The sequence below is a fragment of the Streptomyces sp. NPDC028314 genome (assembly GCF_055565795.1).
Map to the genome: position 1 here is coordinate 109,891 of NZ_JBVHTP010000007.1, position 18,463 is coordinate 128,353.

Sequence of the window (18,463 nt, forward strand, 5' to 3'; positions counted from 1 at the left end):
AACCGCCGCGCACCAGGGAGCCTGCATGAGTCACGTCGCGCACGAGCTGGGCACACAACCCGAATGCTGGGAACGGGCCGCCGAACTGGCCCCGGAGTACAGGGCCGTCCTGCCACAGCGGGGGGAGCGTACCGCGATCGTCGGGTGCGGGACCTCGTACTACATGGCCCAGGCGGCCGCGGTACTGCGCGAGGAGGCCGGACAGGGGGAGACCGACGCCTTCCCCGCCTCGGAGTTCCCGCGCCACCGGAAGTACGACCGCGTCGTGGCGCTCACCCGCTCCGGGACCACCACCGAGGTACTGGACCTGCTGGCCGGGCTGCGGGACGCCGGCGTGCCCACCACCGCCGTGACCGGGGACCCGGCGACACCCGTGATCACCCTCGCGGACGAGCTCGTGGTGCTGGACTTCGCGGACGAACGCTCCGTCGTGCAGACCCGGTTCGCGACCACGGCCCTCACCCTGCTCCGGGCCCACGTGGGCGCCCACAGCCCGGCCGTCGTCGCCGACGCGCGCGCCGCACTCGCCGCGCCGCTGCCCGAAGGGCTGGAGAGCCGGGGCCAGTTCACCTTCCTCGGGCGCGGCTGGAGCGTGGGCCTGGCCCACGAGGCCGCCCTGAAGATGCGCGAGGCCTCGCTCTCGTGGGCCGAGTCCTACCCGGCCATGGAGTACCGGCACGGCCCCGTCAGCGTCACCGGTCCCGGCACCGTCACCTGGTCCCTGGGCGAAGCCCCCGAAGGCATCGCGGAACAGGTCCTCGGGACCGGCGCCCAGTGGGTGGCCGGCCGGCTCGACCCCCTGGCCGAGCTGGTACGGGTCCACCGGCTCGCGATCGCCGTCGCCGCCCACCGGCAGCTCGACCCGGACGCGCCCCGGCACCTGACCCGCTCGGTCATCCTCACCACGGGCGAGGAGGCGGTCCGATGACCCTCGTCCCCGCGGGCGGCCTCGTGACGGACGCGGCCACGGCCGGCCGCGCCGTCGCCGCCTTCAACATCATCACGCTGGAGCACGCCGAAGGCGTCATCGCCGGCGCCGAACGGGCCGGCCTGCCCGTCATCCTGCAACTCAGCGAGAACGCCGTGAAGTTCCGGGGCGGGCAGCTGCTGCCCATCGCCCGGGCCGCCCTCGCCTGCGCGGAGGCGGCCGGCGTGCCCGTCGCACTGCACCTCGACCACGTCAAGAGCGCCGAACTGCTCCGCCAGGCCGCCGACGCCGGTTTCGGGTCGGTGATGTACGACGCCGCACAGCTTCCGTACGCCGAGAACCTGGAGGCGACCCGCTCCGCCGCCGACTGGGCCCACGCCAACGGGCTGTGGATCGAAGCCGAACTGGGTGAGGTGGGGGGCAAGAACGGGGCCGCGCCACTGGACCCGCACGCCCCGGGCGCCCGTACCGACCCGGACGAGGCGCGGCGGTTCGTCGCCGACTCCGGAGTGGACGCGCTGGCCGTCGCCATCGGCAGCAGCCACGCGATGACCAGCCGGACCGCCGCACTGGACCACGTACTGCTCGCCCGGCTGGCCAAGACCGTGGACGTCCCGCTCGTCCTGCACGGCTCCTCGGGCCTGCCGGACGCCGAACTCGCGGCAGCCGTCGCGGGGGGCATCCGCAAGGTCAACATCGGCACCGCGCTCAACGTGGCCATGACCGAAGCCATCCGCACCCACCTCACCCCCGCGGACCCCCGCCCCTACCTCACGGCGGCCCGCGAGGCGATGGCGGATACGGCCGCCGCTATGATCGGCGCCCTGTACCAGGCCTGACCGCCGCCGGGGGGACCATGAACACGCAGCCGGGCCGCACCAGCCGCCGCCGACTCCTGTTGCTGCTGGGCGGCCCCGTGCTGCTCGGGGCCGCCGGGCTGACCGCCGTGCTGTGGCCCGACGGCAAAACGCCGGACCAGGAGCGGGTGCGCACCGACCTGGACCCCCTGCGCTCGCGCTTCGGTTCCGTCGGCGAGCTCTCCGACGCGCACTGGCTCGGCTACGACATCGACAAGGCCCGCCGCGGCGGCCGGGAGCTGCTGCCGAGCCCCGATCCGCGCATCCGGCTGGTGGGACTCTCCCACCTGCCGCCCGGCGGGGCCGTACGCGTGGTGCGCTCGAACCCTGCGTTCCCCTTCGCGCCCGACCAGCCCCGGGAGATACCGGGACCGCTGGCGAAGTTCCTTCCGAAGGACGCCGTCTGGCAGCGCAGCGACGGCTACGACCAGGACTTCGTACGCGCGAACGTGACCGGGAGTGCGACGGCGCGGCTCTGCTTCGACACCGCGCGGGACCTCCTCTGGTTCGACGTGCTGTACGTCTCGTCCTGAGCCCCGCACGGGGGCCCTGACGGCCCCGCCGGTTTCCCGCTGAGCGGGAGCGCGTCCGAGGCACCGTTGAACCCGCGCCGGGCACGGTGTTTCGTCGGTGGTACCGGACCAGGTATCCGACGGAAGGCCACCGCCCATGCCGCAGCCGTATCTCCCCACCCGCTTCGGGGTGTTCCTCGCCCCGTACCACCGGCCCGACCGCGACCCCGCGCTCCAGCTGCGCAGGGACCTCGACCTCGTCGGGGAGCTCGACCGACTCGGGTACGAGGAGGCGTGGGTCGGTGAACACCACTCCGCCGGGTACGAGATCATCGCCTCGCCCGAGCTGTTCCTGGCGGCCGCCGCGGAGCGGACCGGCCGCATCAGGCTCGGGACGGGGGTCAACTCCCTTCCGTACCACCAGCCGCTGATCCTGGCCGACCGGATCTGCCAGCTCGACCAGCAGTCCCGGGGGCGGGCCATGCTCGGGGTCGGCCCCGGCCAACTCCCCTCGGACGCCTTCATGATGGGCGTCGACATGCTGCGCTCCCGCGAGATGATGGCCGACTCGCTGGACGCGATCATGCGGCTGCTGCGCGGGGAGACCGTGACCACCGCCACCGACTGGTTCGCCCTGGAGGAAGCCCGGCTCCAGCTCGGACCCTACCGGGGACGGGAGCTGGAGGTGGCCGTCGCCTCGGCCGTCTCGCCCACCGGGGCCGTACTGGCCGGCCGGCACGGCGTCGGGATGCTCTCGCTGGCCGCGGCCGACCCGGCCGGGTACGCCGCACTCGGCGCCAACTGGGACGCCCACGAACGCGCCTGCGCCGAAGCGGGCCGTACGGCGGACCGGTCCGCCTGGCGGCTGGTGACCCCGGTCCACCTCGCCGAGACCCGGGAACGGGCCCTGGAGGAGGCCCAGTTCGGCACGCCGGACCTGGTCGCGTATGTCGAGGCGGTCAGCGGAACCCGGCTCGAAGGATGCGACACCGCCGCCGGCGCCGTCGAACGCTGGGTCACCGACGGGCTGCCGACCTTCGGCCGGGCGGTCATCGGATCCGCCGAGGACGCCGTGGAACGGATCGGGCAACTCGCGGATGCGACAGGCGGGTTCGGGACCTTCCTGATCCTCCAGGCCGACATCACGGACCCCTTGGCCACCCTGCGCAGCCTCGAACTCTTCGCGGAGCGCGTCGTGCCCCGCCTCACCGGCGTCACCGGCGCCCGCCGCGCCAGCCTCGACTGGACGGGCCGCAACAGCGAGCGCTTCATGGGCGCCGTGCACCGGTCCATCGCGGAGGCCGTCGCCCGCAAGGGGGAGGTCCGTTGAAGGCGGCCGTACGGGAGGGGGCTGAGGGGGGGGCTGAGGGGGGGCCGCTTCCTCGTGACGGGAGCGCCGGATCCGGTAGGTGGCGAAGCGTTTACGCGTACCCGGGGTCAATAGGGTGGGAAACCACTCTTTCCGGTACTTCGGAAGAACCGTTTGATCACTTGGGGTGAGCTCTAGCGTGATCGTTGTCGCATTCCGTATTCGAAAGGGTTCACCCCATGCGTCTTCGCACCGCGCTGGTCGCCGCCGCCAGCGCCCTCACCCTCCTCGTCGCCGTCCCCGGCTCGGCCAGTGCGGCGTCGGGAGAGTTCTCGTACTCCTACGTCGGCCTGGACGGGCAGCCGCGACGCGCCTCGCTGGACGTCGACCCGCCGAGCCGCGAATGCATCACCATCCCGGAGGCCGAGGACCCCGACGCCTCGGAGCCCGCCTTCTCGCCGCGCAACCGCACCGACTCCAGTGCGACGGTCTTCACCGAGCCCGACTGCACGGGTGAGTGGTTCACCCTGCGACCGCACACCGGTTACGGCACGGCCCGCCTGAAGCTGCGCTCCGTGGTCTTCTCCTGACCCCCGGCGGGTGACTCCGGCGCGCTGTCAGCCGTCGAGCGCGGCCAGCAGGGCCCGCGCGAAGGCGGCCAGCGCGTCGGGGTCGGCCGGTGAGATCTCGCCCAGGTGCAGGTGGGCGCCCCCGAACACGTTGGAGTACAGGGCTTCCCCCGTCGGGGACGTGCCCACCCGGTCCTGCCGGTAGTCGAAGGCGGCCTCCAGGCCCAGGTAGAGCTCCGGCCCGTACCCGACCCACGCCACCGCGTCGGTGTAACCGTCGCTCCACAGAGGGAAGTCCGGTTCGCCGGAGCCCGCCGCGAGCGTCTCCAGGATCCCCCGCGCGAAGGCCCGTACGTCCTCCTCGCGCGCCACTCCGGCCAGCGTCGGTACGGCGGCGACCGGCGTACCGACCTCGTACAGCCATGCGCCGTCGTCCGTACGGCGCCGCAGGCGGAACGGGACCGGGACGTCCTTGCTGTAGTAGCCCCGCATGCCGGCGCACTCGACCACGATCTCGCTGCCCGCCGTCATCCCCTGCGTGTCCATGGCGAAACCCTAACCCGCCGACCCTTCCGGATTCTTGTAACAGGTTCTAGTCTGCCCTGCGCCAGCGACGACGGACCGCGAGACTCCCGGAGGGGCCGTGCACCTCGAATACACGCCTGAGCAGCAGCAGTTGCGCACCGAGCTGCGCGCCTACTTCGCCGAGCTGGTGCCCGAGGACGTCTACGGCCGCTACGAGGACCCGGCCGCCCAGAAGCGGTTCTACCGCGAGACCATCCGCAGGCTCGGGGCCGACGGCTGGCTCGGCGTCGGCTGGCCCGAGGAGTACGGCGGGCGCGGGATGTCGCCCATGGACCAGTTCATCTTCTTCGACGAGGCCGCGCAGGCGGTCGTACCGCTGCCGCTGATGGCGCTCAACACCGTCGGGCCCACCATCATGCAGTTCGGCACCGACGAGCAGAAGGCCTACTTCCTGCCCAGGATCCTCGCGGGCGAGATCGACTTCGCCATCGGCTACAGCGAGCCCGACGCCGGCACCGACCTCGCCGCGCTCAAGTGCAAGGCCGTCCGCGAGGGCGACGAGGAGACCGGCACGTACGTGGTCAACGGCCAGAAGATCTGGACCACCAACGGCGACACCGCCGACTGGGTCTGGCTCGCCGTCCGCACCGACCCGCAGGCCCCCGCGCACAAGGGCATCACCATGCTCCTCGTGCCGACCGCGGACCCCGGCTACTCCTGCACCCTCATCAACACCCTCGCCTCGCACGACACCACCGCCAGCTACTACGAGAACATCCGCGTCCCCGCGAGCCGGCGCGTCGGCCAGGAGAACAAGGGCTGGCGCCTGATCACCAACCAGCTCAACCACGAGCGCGTCACCCTCGCCGCCCACGGCACCATGGCCATCCGCGCCCTGCACGACGTCCAGCGCTGGGCCGCCGAGACCAAGCTCGCCGACGGGCGGCGCGTCATCGACCTCTCCTGGGTCCGCGGCCGCCTCGCCCGCACCCACGCCCGGCTCGACGCGATGAAGCTGCTCAACTGGCAGATGGTGAACGCGGTCCAGTCCGGCACCCTCACCCCGCAGGACGCCTCCGCCGTCAAGGTGTACGGCTCCGAGGCGCGCCGGGACGCGTACGCCTGGCTCATGGAGGTGGTCGGCGCGGCCGGCTCCCTCAAGGACGGCTCCGTCGGCGCGGTCCTGCACGGCGAGCTGGAGCGGGGCTACCGCAGTGCCGTGATCTTCACCTTCGGCGGCGGCAACAACGAGATCCAACGCGAGATCATCTCCTGGATCGGCCTCGGCATGCCCCGCGTCCGCCGCTGACCGTCTGTGACTCGCTGCGCACGCGCGAAGCGCCCCGCGGCGCGTGGCCGCGGGGCGCCTTGTGGGGGTTCAGTCGATCTGCTCCCCGTCCTTCGTACCGCCCTGGCAGTAGTTGCCCTCCTCGTTGATCGCGGGCGTTCCGCCGCCCTCCTTGCACTCAGAAGGGGTGACGACGGATGGGGCACCCTGTGCGGTGGCGGCGACGGTGGCGGCGGTGGCGGTGGCGGCACCTGTGAGGCCGAGTCCGGCGAGGGCTGCCGTGGCGATGACGGCGGCGAGGATTCGTCGAATGCGCATTCGGTTCCCCTTTCACGGATTGCCTCTGTTTGGGGCACTATTCAGCTTCTCACCCATGTGGGTGACACGTCTTGTTGGGCCGTGCAGGCCTTGGGCGACAACGGGCAATGAGCCGCCGGCCCCGCTCTCCCCGGCGACACCGCTCCGCACCATCGCAGTTGCTCAGAGCGCCGCCCCCGGGTGCCCAGGACGGGCGGGGGAGAGGATGCGACGCTGGAGTGAGGGCCCGCGAGTGGAGGTCCGAGTGCGTCTCATCCGGTCCGCGCCCCTCTCCTTCGGCCTGGCGGCCATGTCCCGGTGCGGCCCAGCGGATGCGACGCAGAACCGTGCGGTCAGTCTGTGAGCCCGCCGGCCGGGGGCACCACTCGCCAGGCGTCGCCAGGCGGCCCTACCGCGTGGATCCGGCCCGCCGGGACCAGGACCGCGCGACCAACCCGGAAGGCAGGTGCGTCCCATGCGCACGTCGACCCGTATCGCCGGTGCCCTCACCGGTCTGACCCTCACCCTCGGCGGTGCGGTCGCCGCTCCCGCGGCCCGGGCGGACATCCCCGCCTGCACGCAGATGGCCGAACTGGCCGGCGCCACCGCTTCCGACTCCGTCGCAGCGGCCTGCAGCCGTGGCGTGGTCGGAGACCTGCAGAGTTGTGTGTCCGGGCTGACCGGGGCCGGAGTGGCGGGCGGCGCCGCGACCGGTGCCTGCCGGGCGGCGGCCCACGAACCGCGTTAGAGGACCGCGCGCCCGCCGCCCGCCGCTCGTCGGCACCGGTCGGAGGCAGATACGGCCCGTCTCCTCCTCAACCCCCGGGCTGCCCGGACACAACGCGGCGGCGTACCGATGCGGCCGGTCGAGGCCGGTGACGTCCTGCCTCTCCGGGGTCGGGTGGTCACCGCCCGGGAGCGGCGCCCAGCCTCGCCTCGCGGGCCCCATGTGGAGCGCCCATGCTGAGTAGGAGGGCGCCGTCGTCTTTCGACTTGTCCTTCCCGAAGGCCGAACGAAGGCGCCTGAGAGGAGGAGGAAGTCATGCGCATGCGAAGAATCCTGGGCCTCGCCCTGGCCGCGGCAACCCTTGCCGGCATGAGCGCCGTCGGCGCCGTCAGCGCCGGGGCCGCCTCGTCTCCGAACATCTCCAGAGACGACTGCACGACCGCCGGCGGACAGGTCCTTTCGCGCCCCTACGGCGGCGAATACTGCGCGCTGCCTGACGGGACCAAGCCGGCGATCACTTGACCGGTCGGCGCACGGCTGGGCAACCAGCCCGGCCGGTGCACCTGGCGCGGTGCGTATGGGGTGACGGCCCCCGGTCCACCATGGGGCCGATCGCCTGCGCCCGTCTCGACACCGCGGCACTCGCGAGGGTGGACGCGGACCGTCTCGAAGCCAAGGCCGCCACCCCTTCGAGACGGTCCGCGCCGTCCTGAACACCGCCTGGATGCGCCGCCGGTGAGGGAGTCTTCCTTCTGGCGCGGGCGACGATCACGCCGCTGTCCGCATCGAGGCGGCCTCTTGCCGATGCCCTGACTCAACCCCACCCTGGAAGAGGTCCAACAGGCCATCCCCCTCCCCCGACCCGTCTAAGGGAAGGCCGACCCCGCCGGCATCGCCAACCGGCACACGGCCCACAGCCCACTCCGGGGACCTACGAGACGGCGACGTAACAGCACGACCAAGGAGCCGACCGGCACGGTGCACCCGCCGGTCGGCTCCGCCGTGCTCCTCGACGACCCCGGGGAAGACTCCGTCGTTCGGCCCATCAAGGGCACCGGCTGCAACGCCGAAGAGGACCAAGCGGAGTCGCCCCACCCTCGCGTTCCGGTACGCCTCCGCGCCCAGGCCGCCCCGATGACGGCGGTCCTGTGCCCCAGCCGACAGGCCCGGAGGAGATCCCGCATGCGCGTCTGCCTGCCCCTGACCGCCGTCACCACCGCCGCGCTCCTGTTCGTCACGGTCACCGGCGCGACCCCCGCCGCAGCAGACCGGAACCCCGACGGCGCACCACTGGTCAAGGTGTCCCATGGCGACCCGTACGCGGACTGCACCATCGGCGCGATCTCCCCCGAGAGCATCGTCTACCCCGGCACCGAGGTCGAGCCGTACCTGTCCGTCGATCCGCGCGACCCGAAACGCGTGGTCACCGTGTTCCAGCAGGACCGCTGGAACGACGGCGGCGCCCGTGGCCTGGCGGCCAGCTGGACCACCGACGGCCACACCTTCCACCGGAGCACGCTGCCGTTCAGCCTGTGTGCCCCCGGCGGCGCGGACTTCGAACGGGCCTCCGACCCCTGGGTGAGCACCGGCCCGGACGGCACCGTCTACGCGAGCGGCGAGGGCGTCGACTTCACCAAGAGCACGCGCAGCGCCCTCCTGGCCGCCACGTCCCGCGACGGCGGCCGCACCTGGCAGAACCTCACCACCACGCACGTCGACGAGCAGCCGTTCTTCAACGACAAGCCCTCGCTCACCGCCGACCCGATCCGCGAGGGCACCGCCTACCAGGTCTGGAACCGCCTCGACAACGACCCGCCCGGCCCCAGCTCCCTCGACGGTCCCGGCTACATCTCCCTCACCCGCGACGGCGGCCGCACCTGGAGCGAGGCCCGGCCCTTCGTCGACACCAGCACCGTGCCCAACACCCAGACCATCGGCCATCTGATCGTCGCCGACCGGCGCACCGGCACCCTGTACGACTTCTACGACCGGATCACCCACTCCGACGACCTGAGCACCGTCGTCGAAGCCCGCTACGAGGTCGTCACCTCGACCGATGCCGGAGAGACCTGGAGCGCCCCGGTCACCGTGGCCAAGGACACCGCCGTACCGGAGGTCGACCCGAACGACCCCGCCAAGCCGCTGCGCGCCGGGTCCACCCTGCCCAGCCCGGCCGTCGACCCGAAGACGGGCACGCTCTACATGGCGTACGAGGGCTCGGACTTCTCCGGCGGCAGGTTCGACTCCGTCCAGCTGGTGCGCTCCACCGACGGCGGACGGACCTGGGGAGCCCCGGAGCTGATCAGCCCGAAGGACGTGCCGGCCTTCTCCCCGTCGATCGCGGTCGACGAGCGGGGCACGGTCGCACTCACCTACTACGACCTGCGCTTCCTCAAGCCGGGCGACACCACCACCCTGCCTACCGCCTACCAGCTGGCCACCCTGCCGCACGGGGACCCGAATCGCCGGACCGAGCGACGCATCTCGCGGATCTTCGACTGGCTGCAGGCGCCCTTCGCCGGGGGCTACTTCCTCGGCGACTACCAAGGCCTGGTGGCGGACGACGAGGGAGTACGGGCGGTGCTCACCGAGACCCACTCCGGCGCGCCACAGAACCGTACGGACGTGTACACCAGCAGTCTCCGCACCCGCTGACCGACGCGGACGCCGTCGGCCGGCCCGCCATCCCGAGGCGGTTACGACACGATCGAGGCAGCCGGGGTGCGGGCCCGCGCTCAGGACACGAGGGTCTGCTCCTCCAGTTCGGTCAGCTTCACGGTGCAGAGGCCGCCCCGCTCGGCCTGTACGTCCGTCACCTTCAGCTGCGTGCCCGGCGGAAGGATGAACTCCTCCTCGTCGGTGAACGCGGAGAAGCGACGGATGCCGACCGCGCGGACGGGGGTCACCTCGAACAGCGTCCGCTTGCCGCGGCCGCCGAGGAACGCCCGGGCCACGCTCAGCTCGGACGTGCAGGAGGACACGCCCCACCAGGTCACCGTACGGCCGAGCGGGTACTGCGCACGCAGGTCCAGCGACACCCCGCGCCACAACGGCTCCTTGCGGGCGGGAAGGTGCGAAACCGCCGAGAAGAGCAGCCGCAGGTACGGGAGGTAGGGAAGGACCCTGGCGCGGTCGGGGGCGCGCAGGACGGCGTTGATCTCCCGGTAGAACGCGGACTCGCAGGTGTAGAGGTGGAGGGCGGCGATCGCGTCGGCGGACAGACCGCCGGCGGCTTCGTCCGCCCGCCTCTTGCCGAAGTCGTGCGAGAGCTTGACGTGCCGGTCAAGGCTGGACAGCAGTCTGGCGACCGGGTCGACGGCGTTGCGGAAGTCCATGAGGGGCGTGTCGAAGACGCCGGTGATCGCGGGGAGGACGAGCCCCTCGTCCTTGACGCTGGCGAGACGTTCCAGGTAGAGCTGGTGCAGTTCCATGGTGGACGCGATGAACGCGCCCATCCGCTCCGCGACGCCGCCGTCGGTCCCGTCGGCCTGCGCCGCGGCCTCGTTCCACCCCTTGCTCGGCAGCCAGTCGATCTCGTCGGCACCCAGCGATGCGAGGGCACCGTTCACCATCGCGAAATGGTCGCCCTCGCAGAAGATGTCGCCCTGCGCCGCGGGATTGGGGTGGTCGATGTGCCGGACCTCGACCTCGGGATACTTCTTCTGGAGCTCGACGACGACCTTCTTCAGGCTGCGGGCATGAGCCCCCCACCATGCGAAGACGACACCGCGGTCCTCCTCGTCGGCGTTCTGCTTGGCCTTGAGGATCTCTTCGACGATCCGCTCCGCGACCGGACGCCAGAACGCGGTGTGCCGGTCGGTCGCCGTCGATCCGTCGCTGCTGGCGGTGAGCGCCGCGTTCAGCAGCAGCACGCCCTGCGTGAGCATCGCCTGGAACCACTCCGGCGGCTGGACGGTGTCCTGCTCCTTCAGCAGCGCCCGAACATCGGCGATGGGCGTCTTCTTGGGAATCCCGTACTTCCACATCGCCGCCGCCTTGATGATGCAGCGGATGCTGACGACCCGGCCGAACTGGCTGTCCTTCCAGTCGTGGAAGGTGTTGTCGAACATGGCTATGCCCGTGGCGCTCTCCGGCCTCGGGTACGGGTTCTGACCGAAGACGACGACCTTCCACTTGTGCGGCGGATGGGGCTTGAGCGCCTGGAAGGTCAGTTCGCGGACGGGGACGACCTCCGGGCCGCGGCCCGAGCCGATGAACGCGGCCGCGTCCGGCTGCGCTTCGATGACCGGCTTCAGCAGCGGAAGCCACGGCTCACCGCCGCCCTTGAACAGATCGGCGAGGCCCAGCGGGTCGTTGGCGTCGGACTGGGCCGGGGTGTTGGCATCGCTCATGGTGGAGGAACTCCGAAGGGTCGAACCGTGCTGATGGCATGGCGAGTCTGGCGGTTGATGTGCGAGTGCAAGCCCTGCAAGGGCGGCGGAATACGTCCGGAACGTCATGCGCGCGGACCGGTCGGCAGCGTCGGCAGCGTCGGCCCTCGGGGCGTGACCTGCGGAAATCTGGCGGCAGGCTAACACCGGGTCGGCAGGCCCGCAATCGTGACGGGCAGTCACGCGAACGTCCGGGCAACGGCGTTGTCAGTGGCCCACGGTAGCGTCGTGATCGGTCGAAAGGCCGTTCCTCGATGGGAGTAGATCATGACCGTGAACCGCGTGCAGGCGCCGCTCAAGGTGGTACTGACCGACATCAACACCGAAGTCGTGGAGGCATGGCGGGCGGCGTTCGCCGATACCCCCGGGATCGAGATCCGCCAGGGCTCGATCCTCGACGAAGCGGTCGATGCCTGGGTCTCCCCGACGAACTCCAAGGGGCGGATGGACGGCGGGGTCGACGCGGCCATCAAGCGGCACCTCGGAGCGGGCATCCAACTGCGTGTGCAGCGCGCGATCCGCGACCAGTCCGGGGGAAGCCTGCCGGTGGGAAGCGCGGTGTGCGTTTCTTCGGGGGCGGTCAACCCGAAGTTCCTGATATCGACGCCGACGATGCAGACGTCCTCGGAGAACGTGCGGGAGACGCTGAACGTGGCCCTGGCGTGCGCCGCGGCGTTCCAGGCGATCCACCGGCAGAACGAGAAGGCGCCGGGCAGCATCGAGTCGGTGGCGCTGGTCGGGATGGGCGCTCAGACCGGCCGGGTGCCGGCCCGGGTGTGCGCCAACCTGATGTGGAGCGGCTACACGCTGTTCAACGACTTCCGTTTCGAGGACGACGACGAGCTGCGCAGCACCATCACCGCGCAACTGGACGACATCGAGAACGCTCCCCACGAGGAGCGGGTGCGCATCGCACCGCCGAAGCGGACCAGGTCCGTTCGCTGATCCGGGCAGGATCCGGGCAGGATCCGGCAAGGAGGATTCCTCACTCCTGGCCACTCTCAACGTATAGCGCACGGGGGGCCTTGCGGCAAGACCCCGGTCGTGCCGCAGAATCACCGGCCTAGACCGGAATCTGCTGGAACGGGGAATCACTTGATGCGTGTGGTGTTGTCGACGTACGGGACGCGCGGGGCCGTCGAGCCGATCGCGGGGCTCGCGGTGCGGTTGCGTGAACTCGGCGCGGAGGCGCGGGTGTGCGCCCCGCCGGACGAGGAGTTCGCGGAGCGGCTGGCCGAGGCCGGTGTGCCGCTGATACCGACCGGCGCGCCGGTGCGCCCGCTGGTGACCACGGTGACGCCCGGGTCGGCGGAAGGACTGGCGCAGCGTATGGCCGCTTTGATGGCCGCCCAGTTCGACACGCTCGCCGCGGCGGCCGAGGGATGTGACGCACTGGTGGCGACCGGCCCGTTGCCGGCGACCGCGGGCGCGCGGTCGGTGGCCGAGAAGCTGGGCGTCCGCTACCTGCACGCGAGCCACCAGCCGGTCAGCCTGCCGTCGCCGTACCGCCGGCCGCCCGCGCGGCGGGGCCAGCCGTTGCCGCCGGACGCGACCGACAACCGGGCGCTGTGGGACCTGGACGCCCGGATCGCGAACACGATGTTCGGCGAGGAGCTCAACGCGCAGCGGGCGTCCTTCGGCCTGCCGCCGGTGGACAACATCCGCGACTACGCCTTCACCGACCACCCGTGGCTGGCCACGGACCCGGTCCTGTCACCGTGGCAGCCGACGGACCTCGCCGTGGTGCAGACCGGTGCGTGGATCCTGCCGGACGAACGCCCCCTCCCCGATGAGCTGGTGGCGTTCCTGGACGCCGGCGAAGCGCCGGTGTACGTGGGCTTCGGCAGCATGCCCATGAGGGAGTCGGCGGACATCGCCAAGGTGGCCGTCGAGGCCATCCGTGCGCAGGGCCGCCGCGCGGTCGTCTCCCGCGGCTGGGCCGAACTGGACCCGGCCGACGGCCAGGACGACTGCTTCGTCGTCGGCGAGGTCAACCACCAGGCACTCTTCCGCCGGTCGGCCGCCGTCGTGCACCACGGCAGCGCGGGCACGACGAATACCGCCGCCCGGGCCGGCGCGCCCCAGGTGGTGGTACCCCAGGGCGCGGACCAGCCGTACTGGGCCGGGCAGGTGAGCGACCTGGGCATCGGCGCGGCGCACGACGATCCGGCTCCGACCGTCGAGTCCCTGTCGGCCGCGCTCGCCGCGGCCCTGACCCCCGGGACCCGCGCACGAGCGAGGGCCGTGGTCGACACCCTCCGCACCGACGGGACGGCGGTGGCCGCGAAGCTGCTGCTCGACGCGGTCGGCTGAGGTCACCGCCTCCTGGGCCGCCGCCCTCCGCGGCCCAGGAGGCGGTGACCGCCCGCGCGAGGGGTGTCGAAGTCCGGGGACGCGTCGGATAATTTCGAAAGAGACTCCCGCGCGGTACGGACGGCGGAGGTGCGGTGATGGAAGCGAGCGGGGGACCGGACCCGGGGCTCTACGGCCCGGGGTCCGTCACCTGGCAGTGCCACGGCGACCCGATGATGTGGATCGCCGGGGTCCGCGCGCTCTACCTCCAGGCCCTGCACCCGCGCGCGGTCCGCGGGGTCATGGAGAACTCGGACTTCCGCAAGGACGCCTGGGGCCGGCTGCTGCGCACCGCGGACTTCGTCGGCACCCTCACGTACGGCACCGCCGAAGCCGCCGAGCGGGCCGGCGCCCGCGTCCGCGGGATCCACCGGAAGCTGTCGGCGACCGACCCGGCCACCGGCGAGCGGTTCCCCGTGGACGACCCCGAGCTGCTGCTCTGGGTGCACTGCGCGCAGATCGACAGCTTCCTGCACGTCCTGCGCCGCTCCGGCTTCCCCCTCACCCCCGCCCAGGCCGACCGGTACGTGGACGAGAACCGCGTCAACGCCAGGCTGGTCGGTCTGGACCCGGCCGGGGTCCCCGCCGACACCGGGGCCCTCGCCGGCTATTTCGAGGAGATCCGCCCCGAGCTCGCCGCCGGGCCCGACGCACGCGCCGTCGACGACTTCCTGCGCGGGCCGCCCGTCCCTTCCCTGCTCGTCCCTGGCCGAAACCTGCTGTGGCGGCCCCTGGCCGGACTCGCCTACGGATCCCTGCCCGGGTACGCGCACCGGCTGTACGGCAGGCCCGCGCCGCCCCCGCACGTCGTCACCCGCCACCTGCGCCTCACCGGACACCTCCTGCGCAGCATTCCCGCAGGTCTGCGCTGGCAGCTGCCGCCAGGTCACATCTTGAAAGCGATGCGTCGCATGGGCCCCGATAGCCGCCCCTCGGCGTACACACTGCGTACATCAGCGGCCATACTGGACCGGCCGGGGAGGGCGTAGCACGACACACGGGGGCGGCATCAAGACATGGCGGAGACCAGACTGATCCAGGGCCGGTACCGGTCGCTCGATCTGATCGGTCGCGGCGGCATGGGCGAGGTGTGGCGGGCCCGCGACGAGTCGCTGGGCCGCCAGGTCGCCGTGAAGTGCCTCAAGCCCATGGGACCCGAGCAGGACAAGCACTTCACCCAGGTACTGCGCGAGCGGTTCCGCCGCGAGGCGCGGGTCGCCGCCTCGCTCCAGCACCGGGGTGTCACCGTCGTCCACGACTTCGGCGACGACAGCGCGGCCGGCGGACCCCTCTACCTCGTCATGGAACTCCTCGACGGCCGCAACCTCAGCCAGCTGCTGGAGGACAACGAGACGCGCCCGCTCCCCGTCGACGTGGTCGTCGACATCGCGGAGCAGATGGCCGCCGCCCTCGGCTACACCCACGACCAGGGCGTGGTCCACCGCGACCTCAAGCCCGCCAACATCATGCGGCTCACCGACGGCACGGTGAAGATCTGCGACTTCGGCATCGCCCGCCTCGCGCACGACATCGGCTTCACCGCCAAGCTCACCGGCGGCGGCATGGCCATGGGCACCCCCCACTACATGTCGCCCGAGCAGATCGCGGGCGGCGAGGTCGACCACCGCAGCGACCTGTACTCCCTCGGCTGCGTGCTGTACGAGATCGCCACCGGCGCCCCGCCCTTCGACCTCGGCGACTCCTGGTCCGTCCTGGTCGGCCACCGCGACACCGCTCCCGTACCGCTGCGCGAGCACCGCCCCGAGCTGCCCGTCCACTTCGAGCAGCTGGTCCTCGAACTGCTCGCCAAGCGCCCCGAGGACCGCCCCGGCGACGCCCGCCACCTGCACCGCCGGCTCGTCGAGTCCCGGCTGGGCGCGGGCGGCCCGCCGGGGGCCGCGGCCCCGCTGCCCGCATGGGCCGAGGGGATGACCGCCGGGCGCAAGGCCGGGACCGACGCCCGTCCCGCGAGCGGCGAGTGGGCCGTGCTCACCGGATCATGGACGGCGGGCCGCCCCAGCGGCGCCCAGCGGATCGTGCGGCCCGACGCGGCGGCCGACCCGCGGCTCACCGCCGCCTACGGTCTGCCCCGCGCCCCGGCGCCCGACCCGGCCGACCCCGACCACCCCGACGCGCTGGCCGCCGGGCACACCCGCGCGTTCACCCTCAGCCGGGCCGGCCGGCCCGAGGAGGCGCTGGCCGCGTACGCGGCCGTGGCCCGGGGCCGGGCACGGGTGCTCGGCCCCGACCACGCGGACACCCTCGCCGCCCGCCAGGAGGAGGCGTACGAACTGGGCAGGCTCGGACGGCACCGCGAGGCCTACGAGGTATACGGCGCCGTGCTCGCCGCCCGGGCCCGCACCATGGGCCCGCGCCACCCCGACACCCTGCGCTGCCGCCACAACCTGGCCTGCGCGATGGGCGCCCTCGGCCGGTTCGGGGAGGCCCACCGGATCGCCGCCGAGGTGGCCGCCGACCGCGCGGAGGTGCTGGGGCCCGAGCACGCGGACACGCTGCTGACCCGGTACGAGGTCGCGTACGCGCTGGGCCGCCTCGGCCGCTGGGACGCGGCGCTGGGCGCGTTCCGGGAGGTCGCCGCCGTACGGGAACGCGTGCTCGGCCGCGACCACCCCGACTCCCTCGCCGCCCGCTACGAGGTCGGCATCGCGCTCGGCCGCACCGGCCGCGCCGCGGACGCCGTCGCGCTGTTCCGGGCCCTGGTCCGCGACCGCACCCGCGCCTACGGGGCCGCCGACCCCGAGACCCTGCGCGCCCGGCACGTCCTCGGAGTGAACCTGGGCCGGCTGGAACGCTGGGACGAGGCGGTGGCCGAGGCCCGAGCCGTGGGCGCGGCGCGAGCCGAGACGCTCGGCGCCGAGCACCCGGACACCCTGGTCAGCCGCCGGGAACTCGCCGTCGGACTGGGCCGGCTGGGCCGGTGGGACGAGGCGCTGCCCATCTACCGGGAACTCTCCGGGATCCGCGAGCGGTCCCTCGGCGACGAGCACCCCGACACCGTGGCGGCCCACGCCGACGAGGCGCACTGTCTGGAGCGGCTCGGCCAGGTGTGCTACCAAGAGCCATGACGACCTCGGCGGACTTCACGCAGGGCCTCGGACACGGCGGCGGACACGGCTTCGGCCGGGCCGCGTACGACGCGGTGATCGTGGGCGGCGGGCACAACGGCCTGGTGGCCGCCGCGTACCTGGCCCGGGCGGGCAAGTCCGTACTGGTCCTGGAACGGCTCGGGCACACCGGCGGGGCCGCCGTCTCCACCCGCCCGTTCGCGGGCGTGGACGCCCGGCTCTCGCGCTACTCCTACCTGGTCTCCCTGCTCCCGGAGAAGATCGTGCGCGAGCTCGGGCTGCGCTTCGAGGTCCGCAAACGCACGGTGTCCTCGTACACCCCCGTCGAGCGCGACGGCCGGCCGGGCGGACTGCTCGTCGGAGGCGGCGAGCCCCGCACCCGGGAGTCCTTCGCGCGGCTGACCGGCTCGGAGCGGGAGTACGAGAGCTGGCGCGCCTTCTACGGGACGACGGGCCGGGTCGCCCGGAAGGTGTTCCCCACCCTCACCGAGCCGCTGCCCACCCGCCGGGAACTGCGCGCCCGCATCGACGACGAGAGCGCCTGGCGGATGCTGTTCGAGGAACCGCTGGGCCGGGCGGTGGAGCGGAACTTCGCCGACGACCTGGTCCGGGGCGTGGTGCTCACCGACGGGCTGATCGGCACCTTCGCGGACGCCCACGACCCCTCGCTGGCGCAGAACCGCTGCTTCCTCTACCACGTGATCGGAGGCGGCACCGGAGACTGGGACGTACCCGTCGGCGGCATGGGCGCCCTCACCGACGCCCTGGCCGGGGCCGCGCTCGCGGCCGGCGCGGAGATCGCCACCGGGCACGAGGTCCTGCGCATCGACACCGACGGCACCGGCCCCGCCGAGGTGGCCTTCCGTACCGCGACCGGGGAGGGCGGCGTCGCCGCGGGGACCGTGCTGGTCAACGCCTCGCCCCGGGCGCTCGCGGAGCTCCTCGGGGAGGCACCGGCCGAGGTCCCGGCCGAGGGGGCCCAGCTCAAGGTCAACATGCTGCTGCGGCGGCTGCCGCGGCTGCGCGACGCCTCCGTGGACCCCCGCGAGGCCTTCGGCGGCACCTTCCACATCGCGGAGGGGTACGAGCAGCTCGCCCGGGCCCACGCCGAGGCCGCCGCCGGCGAACTGCCCTCCGTACCGCCCTCGGAGATCTACTGCCACTCGCTGACCGACCCCACGATCCTGGGTCCGGACCTCGTGGAGCAGGGGTACCAGACGCTCACCCTCTTCGGGCTGCACACGCCGGCCCGGCTGTTCGAGAAGGGGCACGGCGGCAACACGGTCGCGCGCGAGGTGCTGCTGGCCGGAACCCTCGCCCAGCTCGACGCCCACCTGGCCGAGCCGCTCACCGAGTGCCTGGCCCTGGACGCCGACGGCCGGCCCTGCATCGAGGCCAAGACCCCGCTCGACCTGGAGCGCGAACTGCGCCTGCCCGGCGGGCACATCTTCCACCGGGACCTGTCCTGGCCGTACGAGGACGGCCAGGACACGGGCAGGTGGGGCGTGGAGACCCCGTACGCGAACGTGCTGCTGTGCGGGGCGGGCGCGGTACGCGGCGGCGGGGTCAGCGGGGTCCCCGGTCACAACGCCGCGATGGCGGTGCTGGGGCGCTGAGCCCTG

General features: G+C 72.7%; 17 protein-coding genes. 14 read left to right on the plus strand and 3 right to left on the minus strand.

Going from position 1 to position 18,463, the window contains the following annotated elements; all coding sequences use genetic code 11:
* The first annotated feature begins 25 nt into the window (after positions 1-25).
* From ACZ4TG_RS17875 to ACZ4TG_RS17895, 5 genes are all read left to right on the plus strand, one after another.
* A complete protein-coding gene (locus ACZ4TG_RS17875) occupies positions 26-928 on the plus strand; it encodes an SIS domain-containing protein (RefSeq protein ID WP_468163672.1) in 903 nt (300 codons plus the stop codon).
* Complete coding sequence (locus tag ACZ4TG_RS17880; RefSeq protein ID WP_468163674.1) at positions 925-1,767, plus strand: class II fructose-bisphosphate aldolase; 843 nt, start codon at positions 925-927, stop codon at positions 1,765-1,767. Before ACZ4TG_RS17875 ends, ACZ4TG_RS17880 begins: the two co-directional genes overlap by 4 nt.
* A gap of 17 nt (positions 1,768-1,784) precedes the next feature.
* Positions 1,785-2,318, plus strand: a complete 534-nt coding sequence (locus ACZ4TG_RS17885) for a hypothetical protein (RefSeq protein ID WP_468163676.1) — start codon at positions 1,785-1,787, stop codon at positions 2,316-2,318.
* Between the two features lie 136 nt (positions 2,319-2,454).
* Positions 2,455-3,627, plus strand: coding sequence for an LLM class flavin-dependent oxidoreductase (locus ACZ4TG_RS17890; RefSeq protein ID WP_468163678.1), 1,173 nt, complete (start codon positions 2,455-2,457; stop codon positions 3,625-3,627).
* A gap of 218 nt (positions 3,628-3,845) precedes the next feature.
* A complete protein-coding gene (locus ACZ4TG_RS17895) occupies positions 3,846-4,196 on the plus strand; it encodes a hypothetical protein (RefSeq protein WP_468163680.1) in 351 nt (116 codons plus the stop codon).
* 27 nt (positions 4,197-4,223) lie between these two features.
* Here ACZ4TG_RS17895 and ACZ4TG_RS17900 read toward each other — a convergent pair whose 3' ends face one another.
* A complete protein-coding gene (locus tag ACZ4TG_RS17900; RefSeq protein WP_468163682.1) occupies positions 4,224-4,721 on the minus strand; it encodes a hypothetical protein in 498 nt (165 codons plus the stop codon).
* A 97-nt stretch (positions 4,722-4,818) separates the two neighbouring features.
* Between ACZ4TG_RS17900 and ACZ4TG_RS17905 the strand changes: the two genes are divergently transcribed.
* Entirely contained in the window at positions 4,819-6,009 is a 1,191-nt protein-coding gene (locus tag ACZ4TG_RS17905; RefSeq protein ID WP_468163684.1) for an acyl-CoA dehydrogenase family protein, read from the plus strand.
* A gap of 69 nt (positions 6,010-6,078) precedes the next feature.
* On the opposite strand, the gene ACZ4TG_RS17910 is transcribed toward ACZ4TG_RS17905, so the two are convergent.
* The gene (locus tag ACZ4TG_RS17910; RefSeq protein ID WP_468163686.1) at positions 6,079-6,306 is read right to left on the minus strand and encodes a hypothetical protein; all 228 of its coding nucleotides are present in this window, start codon (positions 6,304-6,306) and stop codon (positions 6,079-6,081) included.
* A gap of 454 nt (positions 6,307-6,760) precedes the next feature.
* On the opposite strand from ACZ4TG_RS17910, the gene ACZ4TG_RS17915 reads away from it, so the two are divergent.
* From ACZ4TG_RS17915 to ACZ4TG_RS17925, 3 genes are all read left to right on the plus strand, one after another.
* A complete protein-coding gene (locus ACZ4TG_RS17915) occupies positions 6,761-7,033 on the plus strand; it encodes a hypothetical protein (protein ID WP_468163688.1) in 273 nt (90 codons plus the stop codon).
* A gap of 294 nt (positions 7,034-7,327) precedes the next feature.
* Positions 7,328-7,534: a hypothetical protein gene (locus ACZ4TG_RS17920; RefSeq protein ID WP_468163690.1), complete on the plus strand. Its 207-nt coding sequence runs from the start codon at positions 7,328-7,330 to the stop codon at positions 7,532-7,534.
* 660 nt (positions 7,535-8,194) lie between these two features.
* Positions 8,195-9,667 carry a sialidase family protein gene (locus tag ACZ4TG_RS17925; RefSeq protein WP_468163692.1) on the plus strand — a complete coding sequence of 491 codons (1,473 nt, stop codon included), beginning with the start codon at positions 8,195-8,197 and terminating at the stop codon, positions 9,665-9,667.
* 80 nt (positions 9,668-9,747) lie between these two features.
* Here the strand turns inward: ACZ4TG_RS17925 and ACZ4TG_RS17930 are convergent, their stop codons facing one another.
* Positions 9,748-11,364 (minus strand): ADP-ribosyltransferase domain-containing protein, encoded by a 1,617-nt coding sequence (locus ACZ4TG_RS17930; RefSeq protein WP_468163694.1) that lies wholly within the window; start codon positions 11,362-11,364, stop codon positions 9,748-9,750.
* 306 nt (positions 11,365-11,670) lie between these two features.
* Between ACZ4TG_RS17930 and ACZ4TG_RS17935 the strand changes: the two genes are divergently transcribed.
* From ACZ4TG_RS17935 to ACZ4TG_RS17955, 5 genes are all read left to right on the plus strand, one after another.
* Positions 11,671-12,348 (plus strand): macro domain-containing protein, encoded by a 678-nt coding sequence (locus tag ACZ4TG_RS17935; RefSeq protein ID WP_468163696.1) that lies wholly within the window; start codon positions 11,671-11,673, stop codon positions 12,346-12,348.
* Between the two features lie 153 nt (positions 12,349-12,501).
* The gene (locus ACZ4TG_RS17940; protein WP_468163698.1) at positions 12,502-13,716 is read left to right on the plus strand and encodes a glycosyltransferase; all 1,215 of its coding nucleotides are present in this window, start codon (positions 12,502-12,504) and stop codon (positions 13,714-13,716) included.
* Between the two features lie 137 nt (positions 13,717-13,853).
* Complete coding sequence (locus ACZ4TG_RS17945) at positions 13,854-14,744, plus strand: oxygenase MpaB family protein (protein WP_468163700.1); 891 nt, start codon at positions 13,854-13,856, stop codon at positions 14,742-14,744.
* Between the two features lie 27 nt (positions 14,745-14,771).
* Entirely contained in the window at positions 14,772-16,841 is a 2,070-nt protein-coding gene (locus ACZ4TG_RS17950; RefSeq protein ID WP_468163703.1) for a serine/threonine-protein kinase, read from the plus strand.
* The gene (locus ACZ4TG_RS17955) at positions 16,838-18,457 is read left to right on the plus strand and encodes a phytoene desaturase family protein (RefSeq protein WP_468163705.1); all 1,620 of its coding nucleotides are present in this window, start codon (positions 16,838-16,840) and stop codon (positions 18,455-18,457) included. The genes ACZ4TG_RS17950 and ACZ4TG_RS17955 overlap by 4 nt, the downstream gene beginning before the upstream one ends.
* Positions 18,458-18,463 lie beyond the last annotated feature (6 nt).

Excerpts from the sequence above, each read along its gene's own strand:
- ACZ4TG_RS17945 (WP_468163700.1), top strand. The coding sequence starts at position 13,854 with ATGGAAGCGAGCGGGGGACCGGACCCGGGGCTCTACGGCCCGGGGTCC.
- ACZ4TG_RS17955 (WP_468163705.1), top strand. The coding sequence starts at position 16,838 with ATGACGACCTCGGCGGACTTCACGCAGGGCCTCGGACACGGCGGCGGA.
- ACZ4TG_RS17885 (WP_468163676.1), top strand. The coding sequence starts at position 1,785 with ATGAACACGCAGCCGGGCCGCACCAGCCGCCGCCGACTCCTGTTGCTG.
- ACZ4TG_RS17875 (WP_468163672.1), top strand. The coding sequence starts at position 26 with ATGAGTCACGTCGCGCACGAGCTGGGCACACAACCCGAATGCTGGGAA.
- ACZ4TG_RS17890 (WP_468163678.1), top strand. The coding sequence starts at position 2,455 with ATGCCGCAGCCGTATCTCCCCACCCGCTTCGGGGTGTTCCTCGCCCCG.
- ACZ4TG_RS17950 (WP_468163703.1), top strand. The coding sequence starts at position 14,772 with ATGGCGGAGACCAGACTGATCCAGGGCCGGTACCGGTCGCTCGATCTG.
- ACZ4TG_RS17895 (WP_468163680.1), top strand. The coding sequence starts at position 3,846 with ATGCGTCTTCGCACCGCGCTGGTCGCCGCCGCCAGCGCCCTCACCCTC.
- ACZ4TG_RS17910 (WP_468163686.1), bottom strand. The coding sequence starts at position 6,306 with ATGCGCATTCGACGAATCCTCGCCGCCGTCATCGCCACGGCAGCCCTC.
- ACZ4TG_RS17935 (WP_468163696.1), top strand. The coding sequence starts at position 11,671 with ATGACCGTGAACCGCGTGCAGGCGCCGCTCAAGGTGGTACTGACCGAC.
- ACZ4TG_RS17880 (WP_468163674.1), top strand. The coding sequence starts at position 925 with ATGACCCTCGTCCCCGCGGGCGGCCTCGTGACGGACGCGGCCACGGCC.
- ACZ4TG_RS17920 (WP_468163690.1), top strand. The coding sequence starts at position 7,328 with ATGCGCATGCGAAGAATCCTGGGCCTCGCCCTGGCCGCGGCAACCCTT.
- ACZ4TG_RS17940 (WP_468163698.1), top strand. The coding sequence starts at position 12,502 with ATGCGTGTGGTGTTGTCGACGTACGGGACGCGCGGGGCCGTCGAGCCG.
- ACZ4TG_RS17930 (WP_468163694.1), bottom strand. The coding sequence starts at position 11,364 with ATGAGCGATGCCAACACCCCGGCCCAGTCCGACGCCAACGACCCGCTG.
- ACZ4TG_RS17915 (WP_468163688.1), top strand. The coding sequence starts at position 6,761 with ATGCGCACGTCGACCCGTATCGCCGGTGCCCTCACCGGTCTGACCCTC.
- ACZ4TG_RS17925 (WP_468163692.1), top strand. The coding sequence starts at position 8,195 with ATGCGCGTCTGCCTGCCCCTGACCGCCGTCACCACCGCCGCGCTCCTG.
- ACZ4TG_RS17900 (WP_468163682.1), bottom strand. The coding sequence starts at position 4,721 with ATGGACACGCAGGGGATGACGGCGGGCAGCGAGATCGTGGTCGAGTGC.